General features: G+C 66.2%; 6 protein-coding genes. 5 read left to right on the forward strand and 1 reads right to left on the reverse strand.

The window, feature by feature from the left end; all coding sequences use genetic code 11:
* Positions 1 to 8 precede the first annotated feature (8 nt).
* The 5 genes from Q4C89_RS04875 to Q4C89_RS04895 are packed head-to-tail and all read left to right on the forward strand — an operon-like array spanning position 9 to position 9,118.
* Positions 9 to 2,255 (forward strand): methyl-accepting chemotaxis protein, encoded by a 2,247-nt coding sequence (locus Q4C89_RS04875; protein ID WP_303101480.1) that lies wholly within the window; start codon positions 9 to 11, stop codon positions 2,253 to 2,255.
* A 51-nt stretch (positions 2,256 to 2,306) separates the two neighbouring features.
* The gene (locus Q4C89_RS04880) at positions 2,307 to 4,577 is read left to right on the forward strand and encodes a methyl-accepting chemotaxis protein (protein ID WP_303101481.1); all 2,271 of its coding nucleotides are present in this window, start codon (positions 2,307 to 2,309) and stop codon (positions 4,575 to 4,577) included.
* Between the two features lie 4 nt (positions 4,578 to 4,581).
* Positions 4,582 to 7,491, forward strand: coding sequence for an Hpt domain-containing protein (locus Q4C89_RS04885; RefSeq protein ID WP_303101482.1), 2,910 nt, complete (start codon positions 4,582 to 4,584; stop codon positions 7,489 to 7,491).
* Positions 7,488 to 8,312, forward strand: a complete 825-nt coding sequence (locus Q4C89_RS04890; RefSeq protein WP_303101483.1) for a DUF4388 domain-containing protein — start codon at positions 7,488 to 7,490, stop codon at positions 8,310 to 8,312. Before Q4C89_RS04885 ends, Q4C89_RS04890 begins: the two co-directional genes overlap by 4 nt.
* Positions 8,313 to 8,347: 35 nt before the next feature.
* Entirely contained in the window at positions 8,348 to 9,118 is a 771-nt protein-coding gene (locus tag Q4C89_RS04895) for a response regulator (protein WP_303101484.1), read from the forward strand.
* Between the two features lie 184 nt (positions 9,119 to 9,302).
* Here Q4C89_RS04895 and Q4C89_RS04900 read toward each other — a convergent pair whose 3' ends face one another.
* The gene (locus Q4C89_RS04900) at positions 9,303 to 12,776 is read right to left on the reverse strand and encodes a DUF11 domain-containing protein (protein WP_303101485.1); all 3,474 of its coding nucleotides are present in this window, start codon (positions 12,774 to 12,776) and stop codon (positions 9,303 to 9,305) included.
* Between the last annotated feature and the right edge of the window lie 179 nt (positions 12,777 to 12,955).

Below are 12,955 nucleotides of genomic sequence, written 5' to 3' on the forward strand. Positions count from 1 at the left end.
GAGTCGAAATGCTACAGAATGTCCCCAGCACCGACCTGATGCCGACCGAGCGTCCGGCTTCGCCCGGTGCCGCCACCCGCCCCCCGCGCCTGATCGACCGCCTGAGCGTCGCGCAGAAGCTGGGACTGGTCGGCGTGCTGTTTACCCTGCCCGTCCTGGTCAACGTGGTCACTTCGAACCGCGCCCTGGGCCAGCTCGCCGCCCCGGTGGCCGCCAACGGTCAAATCGTTCCTTTCGTGAACGCCGCCAGTGACCTGCGCCGCAGCGTGGACAGCCTGGCGCTGGCGACCCGCAGTCCCGCCACGGCCTCCGAGGTCGCGCCCGCCGTGCAGGGCACCCGGCAGGCCCTCGGTCAACTCGACGCCCTGCTTGGGGCGCAGGAGTCGCCCAGTCTCTTTAGCCCGCTGCCCAGGGTACGCGCCGAGCTGCGCCAGAGCCTCAACCTCGGCGAGGTCAAAAATCAGGTCGAGCGCTACCTCAGCGCCGCTGGCACGAGTGGAGACCGGGCGGGCGACTACGCCGCCATCAGCGCTGCGCTGGGACGCGTGACCGACGAACTCGCCCGCGCCAGTGCGCTCGAAGTCGGGGCGGGCAAGAGCGACCTCTACCACCTGCAGCGCGCCGCGCTCAACGACGGACTGCTGGGCCTGCGCACCAACCTCATCCGGGCCCAACTGCTGGCCGATCGGGTGGTGAGCAGCGGGGCCGCCAGCGACCGCAACAGATTGCTCGAAGTGGTGGGGCAAATCGGGCCGCAACTGCAACTCGTGGGCCGCTCCCTCACCGCCGCCGAGCGCGGGCAGGGCCTCGACTTTCAGGCCGACCTCCAGCGCCTCGGCACAGCGGTGGGGGCCACCCTGAACGGCTACCGGGCGCTCGCCGCCGGGCAGCCCGCCACGCCGCAACTGGGCAGCAGCCTGCAACAGGTAGACCGACTGCTGGGCCGCTCCAGCGCCTCCATCGTGCAGGCCAGCCAGCGTTTGCACAGCCGCTATACCCGCCTGGGCGTGCTCGGCTGGCTGCTGACCCTGGTGTCCATGGCGCTGGCCGTCTGGCTGATGACCTGGCTTGCGCGCCGCCTGGTGGGGCAGTTGCGCCTGTTGAACTCCAGCACCCAGGCCGTGACTGCGGGACAGTTCGACCTTCACCTGCCTGTGAGAAGCTCGGACGAACTCGGCACGCTGACCAAGTCGTTCAACTCGGCGGCCACCCAGCTCCGGGTCAACGCCGAACGCGCCCAGCAAGACCGCGTCGAGGCCCAGCAGCTCCAGCACAACATCGGAGAATTTCTGGACGTCACCATGGACATCGCCGAGGGCGACTTCACCCGCCGGGGGCAAGTCACCGCCGACGTGCTGGGCAACGTGGTGGACTCCATCAACCTGATGACCGAGCAACTCGCCGACATCCTCAAGCACATTCAGGCCGCTTCCAGCTCGGTCACTTCGGGGTCACGCGAACTGCTCGGCACCACCGACCAGATTCAGCAGGGCGCGACCCTGACCGCGCAGCAGGCCCAGGCCGTCGCGCAGCAGATCGAGCAGCTCACCGACACCATTCGCCAGATGGCGCAGGGGGCGCAGGACTCCGCCGACATCGCCCGTCAGGCTCTTCTCGCCTCGCAGCAGGGTCAGCAGGCCGTGCAAGAAACCCTCGGCGGCATGCAGAACATTCGCCGCGAGGTGCAGCAGGTCTCCAAACGCATCAAGTCGCTTGGCGACCGCTCGCTCGAAATTCAGGAAGTCGTGGACACCATCTCCCAGATTGCCGAACAGACCCACCTGCTCGCCGTGAACGCGTCCATCGAGGCGGCAGGCGCGGGGGCAGCGGGCGGACGCTTCGCCATCGTGGCGGACTCGGTGCGTAAGCTCGCCAATACCTCAGCGGAGGCCACCACGCGCATCGCCGGACTCATCAAGGCCGTGCAGCAGGAAGTCCAGAGCGTGATTGCCGACACCGAGGAAGGCACGCGGGAAGTGGAGCAGGGCTACCGCATCGCCAGCACCGCCGGGGAACGCCTGCAGGAAATCGGTCAACTCACCGAGCAGTCGGCCCGCTTCGCTGAAACCGTCGCCGCTTCCACCCGCCAGCAGGCTTCGGGCGTCGAGCAGGTGGGGGCCGCCGTGCAGCAGATTGCCGGGGTCGCCGAGCAGGCCCAGACCGCCGCCCAGCAGGGCCGCTCCGCCGCGCAGCAACTCGAAGCCCTCGCCCAGCAACTCGACCAGAGCGTAGGCCGCTTCAAACTGCCGGGCTAAGGCGCAGGTGTCCGTCCCCTCACTTCCCTTTCTGGATTTCTGGAGATACAGATGACCAACACGATTTCCCCCGGGACTCCGGCGCAGCCTCTGTCCAGGCCAAAAGCCAGGAAAGCCCCGTTTCGCCTCGGCGACCTGAGCGTAGGCCAGAAGCTCGCGCTGGGCAGTGTCCCGCTGCTGTTTCCCTTCGCCATTTCGCTGGGCTTCAACATCAACGACCAGTTGCAGGAGCTGAAAAAAGACCGCACGGCGATTCGGAGCATGGCCTACCTGACCCCGGCCACGCAGCTGCTCGGTGACCTTCAGGCCAGCCGCCGTCCCATCCAACTGTTTCTGGATGGTCAGACCCAGCCGGGCAGCGACCTGGAGCGCAGGCAGCAGGACATCCAGGCGGCCTTCGCTCAGCTCAGGCAACTCGACCGCAGCGCCCCCATCGGTAGCCGTACCGCCGAGGCCATCAACGCACTGGAGCAGCGCTGGAACGTGCTGTCGAACGACGTGCAGCAAAAACGTCTCACCTCGGCGCAGGCGGGCAATCAACTGCACGACCTGCTCAGCAACGAAGCCGCCGCCCTGATGAGCACCATCGCCGTGGAGGGGCAGATGCGGCACCTGCAGTACCCCACCACCCCGGAGCTGGCCAGCCTCGCCACCAGCGTCTTGCCGCAGCAGTGGCCGGACGCGGGAAGCCTGCCCGCTCAACTGGCCTCGGCGCAGGGCGTGGCCCGGAATGGGCAGCTTCCCGCCGCGACCCTGGCGCAGTACCAGCAGGCGTTCCGGGCGGCCCGGCGAGCGCAGACCACCATCAACCAGGTGGGGCAGGCGGCGCTGGTCACCAACCCCCGCGACACCGCCAACCTCAAGGCGGCCTTCGGGGACATGCAGCGTCAGACGCAGGCCTTCAACAACTCGTTTCAGCAGATCGCCGCCCAGGGCCGCGTGCCGAGCGACACCCGGGCGCTGGCCCAACTGGGACAGGCTTCGCTTGCGGCGCAGACCAGATTCTACGAAGAAACCCTGGTTTCGCTCCGAAAAGCCATTCAGTACGAGATTGACGCGCTGAACACCGCCTTTATCCTCACGCTGATCGCTTCGGCCACCCTGATGCTGGTGGCCCTGTGGCTGGCGACGCTGATTGCCCGCGCCATCACCCAGCCGCTGCAACTCCTGACCTCGGCCTCCAACCGTCTGTCGTCGGGCGACCTCGACATCCAGTTGCCCGTGACCACCCGTGACGAACTCGGCACGCTGACCCGGTCGTTCAACTCGGCGGCCACCCAGCTGCGCGAAAACGCCGAGCGCGACGCCCGTGAACGCGAGGAAGCCCGCCAGCTCCAGCACAACATCGGGGAATTTCTGGACGTGACGATGGACATCGCCGAGGGCGACCTCACCCGCCGGGGACAGGTCACCGCCGACGTGCTGGGCAACGTGGTGGACTCCATCAACCTGATGACCGAAGAACTCGCGCAGCTTCTGCAGCAGGTGCAGCAGTCTTCGAACTCGGTGGGCAGCGGCTCTCAGCAGATGCTCGGCAGCACCCGGCAAATCGAGGACGCCTCGCGTCAGACCTCCAGCGAGGCCCAGCGCGTGGCGCAGCAGATCGAGCAGCTCACCGACACCATTCGCCAGATGGCCGAGGACGCGCAGCGCTCGGCAGAAACGGCGCGGCTGACCCTTGTGGCGTCGCAGCAGGGCCAGCAGGCGGTGGAAGAAACCCTCGGCGGCATGCAGAACATTCGCCGCGAGGTGCAGCAGGTCTCCAAACGCATCAAGTCGCTGGGCGACCGCTCGCTGGAAATTCAGGAGGTCGTGGACACCATCTCCCAGATTGCCCGGCGCACCAACCTGCTGGCGCTCAACGCCTCGGTGGAAGCCGCCGGAGCGGGCGAGGCGGGCGGGCGCTTCAGCGCGGTGGCCGAAGAAATCCGGCAGCTCGCCGTCACCTCGGCCCAGGCGACCACCCGCGTGGCGACCCTGATTCGCAACGTGCAGGTCGAGGTGCAGGACGTGGCGCTGGGGGCCGAGGAAGGCACGCGGGAAGTGGAGCAGGGCTACCGCATCGCCAGCACCGCCGGGGAACGCCTGCAGGAAATCGGTCAACTCACCGAGCAGTCGGCCCGCTTCGCTGAAACCGTCGCCGCTTCCACCCGCCAGCAGGCTTCGGGCGTCGAGCAGGTGGGGGCCGCCGTGCAGCAGATTGCCGGGGTCGCCGAGCAGGCCCAGACCGCCGCCCAGCAGGGCCGCTCTGCCGCGCAGCAACTCGAAGCCCTCGCCCAGCAACTCGACCAGAGCCTCGCCCGCTTCCGCCTCCCCGACTGAGCCTATGGACACGAGCGACGAACACGAAGGAAAGGAACCTGTCATGGCCCAGAGCGAACTGCTTACCAGCTTTATCGAAGAGGCCGCCGAAGTCCTGGCTGGCCTGGAACGGGGGGTGGCCGAATGGTCGTCTTTCCCGGCACAGGCCAGTGCCGTAGTGGACAGCGCCGACACAGACACAGCCGACGAGGACAGCCGCATGAACCGTCTTTCGCTGCTGGCCCACCGCCTGCACGGCAGCGCCGCCCTGTACGGTTTCCAGCAGCTCTCGACGCTGGCGGCGCTGATGGAGCGGCTGCTGGACGCCCGCCCCCACCTCAGGGGCGACGACCACGAACGGTTCGTGGCGCTGCTGGGACAGGTCACGCAGGTGCTGCGGCTGGGCGTCAGTGAGTTGCAGGCCGGCGGCAACGACCACGACCTGGGCCTCACCTTCGCCCGGCTGGGTGGAGCGCAGCAGCTTCAGGAACTGGTGCGGCAACGGCCCGAGGCTTTCGCGCTGCGCGGGCGGCTCTGGCTTCCCGGCGACGACCTGCCCCCGTCCGAGCCGGAGGAATCCCTGACCGGGCAACCCGACCTGGGCGAGCGGCTGCGCGCCTTCGTGAAGGAAAACGCCGAAGTCTGGGAGTATTTCCTGCCGGAAATGCACGAACACCTCGCCCAGTTGCGTGAGCAGCTCGCCCGCAGCGAGGACGCCGACCTGAACGTGATGTTCCGCGCTGCCCACACCATCAAGGGCAGTTCGTACATGGTGGATTTCCGCACGCTGGGCGACTTTGCCCACCGCACCGAGGATTTGCTGGGGGCGCTGCGTGAGGGGGCGGTCAGTTTGACGGGCGACGTGCAGCGGCTGCTGTCGGGGGCCGCCGACGCGATGGACGACCTCCTCCAGGTCGCGCAGGGTGCCCCCGACGAGGGGCTGGAAGCACGCCTGGGGCGCATAACTGCTCAGCTCGAAGCGGCCCTGGTCGGTGGCCCGGAGCCTGCCGCACTCGGCGCGGTCACGACCAGCACCGCCGCTCCCTCCCCCGCAGCGCCGCCTGCCGAGGCTCCGGCTGCGCCCCTGATGCCCGACATCCGGGTTCCGGCGGGTCGCCTGGAAGGGCTGATGGAGCAGGTGGGCGAACTGGTGACGGCCCGCGCCCGCATGACGCGATTGATGGGGCGGCTGGACGAATTGCAGGCGAGCATGGCCGCCAGCCAGGACCGCTTTCAGCGCACGGTGCGCGACTTCGAGGAACGTTACCTCAACCCCGACATGGTGCGCGACGAGAGCGGCGCGGCGGCGAGTGCCGCGATGGGCCTGAACCTGTCCGACCAGTTTGCCGAACTCGAATTCGACACCTACAACGACCTGAACATCCTGTCGCGCTCCATTACCGAGCTGGCCGCCGACTTCTCGGAAGTGCGCCGCCGCCTCAGCGAAGCGGTGGGCGAACTGTCCGAGGAAAACGAACAGCTCGGCAAACTGGTGCGCCGCCTGCGTCTGGACGTGAACCAGACCAGCCGCGTGGCCTTCGCGCAGGCGACGGCGAGGCTGCGCCGCTGGGCACGCGAGCGGCAAGACCTCTTTACGCTGCATGTCGAGGGCGAGGGGGTCATGATCGAAAGCGGTATCCTGCAACGCATCAACGACCCACTGATGCACCTGCTGACGAACGCCGTCTACCACGGCCTGTCGCGCGAAGACCGCGCCGCCGCCCAAAAGACGCCCCAGGGCAACGTCTGGATTCAGGCGACTGAGCAGGGCAACTTTCTGGAAATTATGGTGGCGGACGACGGACAGGGCCTCGACCTGCCGCGTATCCGCGAGCGGGCACTGGAACGCGGCCTGCGCTCGGCCCAGGAACTCGGGCAGATGAGCGACGAAGAGGTGGGCCGTCTGGTGCTGCTGCCGGGCTTCTCGACCGCCAGCGAGGTCGGCAACGTGGCCGGGCGCGGCGTGGGCCTCGACGTGGTGGCGACGGCGGTGCGGCAACTCGGCGGCGAACTGCTCATCACCTCGGAAGCGGGCATCGGCACGGTGTTCACGCTGCGGGTGCCGACCACCCAGCGCATCATGGACGTGCTGCACCTCGACCTCGGTCAGGGCCACCAGGGGGCGCTCCCCGTCAGCAGCATCCGGGCGCTGCGTGACGTGCCCGTGCACGAACTGGGCCGGGACACGCGGGACGCAGAGGGCGAGCAGGTTTCCTGGCTCTACGAGGGCCAGCGCCTCCCCGTGGTGGACCTGCGGCCCATGTGGGGGGCAGAGGTGACCGACGACACGCAGGACGCGGCGCACCTGGCTGTCGCCAGCAGCATCAGCGGACCCGTGGCGCTGCGGGTGGCCGACTTCGGGCAAATCGAGGAAGTCGCCGTGACCGCGCCCAACAGCGTGCTGGCGCAACTCGATTACCTCTCGGGCATGGCCGTGTCGGGCAGTGGACGCGCCCTGCCGCTGCTCGACCCCGCCGGGCTGCTGCGCCTGAGCCGCCGCCCCGAGAGGTGGCTGGGGCGGGTCAGCGCCGACGAGTTGGGTACGCCGCGCCGGGTGCTGCTGGTTGACGATTCGCTCAGTGTGCGTAGGCTGGTAGGCAAGATGCTCGAACGCGGTCAATACCATGTCACCACCGCCAGCGACGGTCAGGAGGCCCTGGACATCCTGCAACTCGACCCGACCTACGACGGCGTCCTGACCGACCTCGAAATGCCGCGCCTGAACGGCTACGAGCTGCTCTCGGCGCTCCGCACGAGGCCCGACACGGCGCGGCTCCCGGTGCTGGTCATGACCACCCGCGCCGGAGAAAAGCATCAGCGGCTGGCCTTTCAACTCGGGGCCGACGACTATTTCACCAAACCCGTCAACGAAGCGCTGCTGCTGCGCCGCCTGGGTTCGCTGCTTGCTGCCCCCCGTGCCCCGGAGACGCTATGACCCTGCCCAGTTCCCTCACACCCGGCAGTCTGGCGTCGGCTCTGCCTATCCTGACGATTCTCAATAGCCCCAGCCGCTCCGCCATGTACCGTCACCTGTCGCAGCAGGCGGGCGTGCCCACCATCGAAGCGCAGGGAGCACTGCACGCGCTGACTCAACTGGAACGCACCCCCGTCGCTGCCATCATCTGTGACGCCGAGATGGAAGACATGACCGGCGAAGACTTCCGCGAGGTGGTGGCCGCCGAGAGCCACTCGCAGGACGTGCCGGTTTATGTGCTGCCTCCCCTGCCCGGCAGCGGCCAGCCGCAACCCGACGCCGAACAGCAACTGACCGCGCCCCAACTGCTGAGCCGGGTGCTGACCGACCTGGGCCTGAGTCCGGCCCGCTTTCCGGTGCCGCTTCAACCCGATGTCGCGCCGCACCTGCACGGTGACCTGTCGCAGTTCAGCCTGCCGGAGTTCCTGAACTGGGTGGCCGAGATGCGCTTTTCGGGACACTGGCTGGTCACGGTCAGCAGTCGCCAGGGCGCGGCGCACCCGCTGACCGGACACCTCGCCATGCAGGGGGGCCATCTGGTCTACGCCGAGTGCAACGGACAGACCGGCAAGGCGGCCCTCTTTACGCTGCTGCGGGCCATCGAGGTCTACCACGACGCCATTTTCCGCTTCTACCGCAGCGACGTGCCCGCCGAGGTTCGCGCCCGCGACCTGCAGACCACCACGCCGCGCCTGCTGATTGAACTTGCCGTGGAACTCGACCACTACGCCGCTGGGCACGCTCCCCCCCGACACGGGGCTAGCCCGCGCTCGCCCAAGTAAATCCCCCCCGCCTCCCCGCACCCCGGAGTCTTCCCATGCCCGATATTCTGATTGTCGATGACAGCATCAGCGTCCGCAAGGCGCTGGAAATCACCCTTCGCAACCACTCCATTTCGAGCGCCAGCGCCGTGGGTGGCGAACAGGCACTGGAGATGCTGCGGGACAATCCCTCGGCCTACGACCTGCTGATGGTGGATGTCATCATGCCGGGCCTCACCGGTCTGGAACTGTGCGAGCGCATCAAGGCCGACCCACGCTACGCCGCGCTACCCGTCATCCTGATGAGTGGCAACGTAGACGAGCATATCCGCGCCGAAGCCGAGGAAGTGGGCGCGGCGGGGCTGCTCAGGAAGCCTTTCAAGTCCGATGAACTTATCCCGATGGTGCAGAGCGCCCTCGAAAGCCGCCGTACCCGTCAGGCCAGTGCCGCAAGCGAAGCCGCAGCCCTTACCGAGAGCCAAGAGGAGGATGTGCTGGTCCTGGGCAGCGCTCTGGACACCGAGGCCCTGAGCGCCCTATCCGACCTGCTACAAACCTACGAAGACCACCCCCGCGTGCGCGACGTGGTGATTCTCGACCGCGCCGGGCAGCCGATTCGCCAGACGGGCAACGTCCTGCCGGAGAACATCCAGATGTTCGCCCGCTTTTTCACCAACACGGCGGGCGTGCTGGGCAAGCAGATGCTGGGCGAGGACATTCGGGATGTGTCCATCCGCTTCGGTGAACACGAGATGGTGATTCACAACTTGCCCGCCAACTTCGTGGTCGTTCTGATGGGCGAGGTTGGAGCAGGCCTGAAAGCTTGAGCCTTACCCCACCGCGTTAAAAGCGCATTGATCCCGCCATTTTTCAGGGCGGTGCAAAGACGATGCCGAAAAGGCCCGCTGTGAGGCGACTGTCCTGTTAACAGTCGCTTGACAGCGGGCCGAAATTGGTTTGGAGCGGTCTGAAATTCAGCCTGTCCGGGTGAGCCAGGCTGCCTCCACGTCGTCAGTTGATTCTCACCCGGAAGCACATGGTGCCCTTGCCACCGGGAGCCAGCGAGCCGACCGTGCCACGTACCGTGCCGTTGGCGTAGCTGACTGTACCGCCGCTGTACGGGGTACGCACGCCGCTCGTCATCACGTCGCTGTTCAGCACCCAGCTGCCGTCAATGATGGTCGTGTTCGACGGCACCACGTCCGACACCACGTAGTTCGCCAAAGTAGTCGAGCCGTAGTTGCGGAAGTCGATGCAGTATTCCAGCACGTCGCCTGGCAGGCCCTGGCCGCTGCTGCTCCAGGCCGGGGAGAGCTGCGGCACCTCTGCTGGTGGGTTGGTGCCCAGGTTGTGAACCTGCTTGAACAGCTTGGTGTACACCGTGTCGGTCGTGGCGCTGGCGCTGGCAGAAGTGGCGTTGGTGCCTGAAACAGAAGCCGTGTTCGTCCAAGTGGCCTGCGGCTGGCTGGACTCAATCGCACTTGCGAGTGGCACCTTGACCTTCACCGTCACCGTTGCGCTCCCGCCTGCCGCCACGGTGCCCACGTTCCAGGTCAGGGTCCGTCCCGAGACACTGGCGGCTGGAGAGCTGCTCACATAAGTCACCTGAGCAGGCAGGGTATCGGTGATGACCACACCGCTGGCCGCCGTCGCCGTGCTGGGGTTGGTCACCCTGATGGTGTAGTTCAGTTCGGCGTAATTGGGGCTGACCGGGTCACCGAGGTACCTGACATAGTTCTGGTCTACGACCTTGCTCAGGGTCAGCTTGACTGTCGGGGTCAGCGTAGCTGCCACGGTGGCCGAGGTCGCGCTGAGCGTAGCGGTGGCCGTGTTGAAGGTGCCCGTAGCGGTGGCCTGGTTGTTGACGGTCTGTGGCGCTGTCACCCCGCTCTTAATCACTGCGTTGACCGTGAATCTGGCATCGAAGCTGCCGCCAGCCGACACGCGCGCGTCGGTGCCGCTCGTCATCACCGTGGGGTTGGCCGAAGTGCCGTCAAACGATGGGTTGGCATCGCTGGCATCAAGATTACGGGTACTCGCCGCGTTGGCGAAGGTAATTTTGGGCGACCCGACCACGGCGGCACTCTGAATGTTGGTGTTCGCCAGAATCTGGGGAATGACCGTGTCCGAGAGCTGCGGCTTGAGGTCGGCCCAGGGGTCGAAGCCGCTGGGCGTCGGGAACGACGGCTGGAAGGGGGTGTCGCGCACCGTGGTATCAGGAAAGAGGCCCTGGTTGTAGCTGGTGTTGCGGTAGGTCAGCGTGTAGGGAATGTTGTACGACGCGTCACTCTGCAGAACAGGTGTGCCGACGGCTTTGCTCACGGTCATGCTGGGCGAGCAGAAGTCGATGTTGCCGAAGGCGATGGCGTTGCCGCTGCTCGTCTTCTTGGAACCGGTCACGATGGTCAGGGTGGTCAGCGGCCCCTTGAAATAGGCCACGCCCTGACCCTGACGATTGACCGCAGTGCCACCGTTGTCCAAGTCGGTCACCCCGGTGCCGTAGCCCGTATCTGTGCCCATCAGCGTGTTGAGGGTATTGGGGTTGCTTCCCGCGCCCATGGTGCTGTTACCACGTCCTGGCACAGGCAGCGTCATGCTGCTTCCGCTCGCAGCCGTCCCAGGAATCGCGCTGCCACTGGTGCTGTAGCCCCTGACGGTCAGTGCATGTCCACTGGCAATCAGGGTATCGGGGCTGAAGGTGGTGCCGCCATAACCTGCTGTCACACGCATCCAGTCACCCTGGTCGCTGACGCTCGCACCACCGACAGCATCAAGGTCGGTGATGCCGAAGCGCACGTTGATGACCGGGTGCGGAAAGGTAATCGTGACGGTGTTGGTCTGACCGTCGCTCCCGGCGCGGGTCACGAACGCCCCGCCATAAGCGGTGGCCGCATTGTTCGGGGACAGGCTGGTGCTGACCGCCCGCACCTCATACCACGAGCCGTAACTGGTGAATCCGGTGTTCAGGCCCACGATGCCGTTGTTCGTACTGGTGGCTGGAACAAGGTTCACGCTCAGGCCCAACCCTTTGCGGGAGTTGAAGTTCTTGACCCCGGTCTGCCCAACACTCGTACCGGTAATGCCGGAGCGTGACCAGTCCACCACATCACAGGCTGCCGGAAAGCTGGACACATTTCTGGCGGGTTGAGCGGTCGAGACAGCGGCCACCGTATTGGTATCCGTCACCGTGTTGTTGGCGGTGTTGGTGTCGGTGATGCCCGCCGGGGCCGTCACCGTCGCCGTATTCGCCACCGAACCGCTGGTCAGCGTGGTGCTGGCCGCCACCGTGATTTCATAGAAGGCACCAGAGGCCAGCGTCGGCAGGGCAACGCCACTTGAAACCTGGGCCGGGGTGGGCGCGGTGGTGCAGACATTGCCGAACGCCGTGGAGCAGGCCACCGCGCCGAAAGTCATCCCACTGGGCGGGGCGTCTCTCAGGACAGCACCCGTCACCTCGGCAGGGCCGTTGTTGGTCACCCGAATTGTGTAGGTGGTACTACCGTTCGCCGGGATGGTGCCCGTGCCGTCGGTCTTGGTGATGGTCAGGTCGCTGCCGGAAGGCGCAGCAACGGTGGTGGAGTCGCTGCCACACTGCGTGGTGCAGGTGCTGCTCGGGGTGGGAGCCGCCGAGCCACCGCCGCCGCCTACCGAAGCGTAGTTGATGATGCTGTTCGTGCCGGTGGGTGTACTGACCCCGACATTAACCGTCAGGGTGAAGGTCACGCTCTGGTTCCCGGTCATGGGGGCACTGGGGGTAAAGTCCCAGCCCACGGTGCCGCTGCTGCCAGCCGCCGAAGCATTGGTGATGGTGCCGCCCACCCCGCCTGACACGGCCACGCTGCTGAAAGTCAAGCCCGCCGGGAGGGCATCACGAATATTGATGGCCCCGCTGGAGGCCGACCCTGCGACTGTATTGGTCACAGTCACCGTATAGGTCGCCGTGCTGCCCCGGTAGAAGGTCGCTCCATTGTCCGTTTTGGTAATGGAAAACTGCGGCGTCGGCGGGGGAGCCACGGTAAAAGTCGCGTTGGCGGCGGTGCCCACCGTGCCCGTCGAGGTAACCAGACTGCCAGAGCCGATGCTGTTCGTGTAGGTGCCCGCACTGCTCACTGAGACTTGCGACACATCTATGGTGCACCCGCCAACTGGAACACTTGTTCCCGTGGGCAACGTGACCGAGCTTGTGGTTCTGGCAACCGTTCCGTTGGTGCAGGTCGTAGTCACGGTCGCGCCACTAGGAATGGTCATGCCACTGGGCAGGGTATCGGTCAGGGGCGAGTACAGATAAATAGGAGCTTGATTCGAATTCCCCACTCTGATGCGTAGCGCCGACGTTGCTGTTCCACCAGCGCTCAGCGTGACGGAGGACGGGGTAAAGGTCTTGCTGATGGTCGGCACGTCGGGGATAACCGGGCAGGAGCCGAGGTCGGTACGGGTGGTGGAGTTGATCAGGGTGGTGTTGCCGGTGGTCGTGTTGACCCGCAACAGCCCCACAGAACCAGCAATGGTCGAGCTGATGTAGAAAGTGTTGTCGGCGGCATCTATAGTCAGCCCATTGACACCTGTATTACTGGTCGCAGTGAGAATGTTGCCTGAAGAGTTACGTAGAAATTACGGCGATTAGGGGTTGACAAATCGGGGTGGGGTGTGGAAAGGGGATGAGG

Source organism: Deinococcus sp., assembly GCF_030523985.1.
Classification (GTDB): domain Bacteria; phylum Deinococcota; class Deinococci; order Deinococcales; family Deinococcaceae; genus Deinococcus.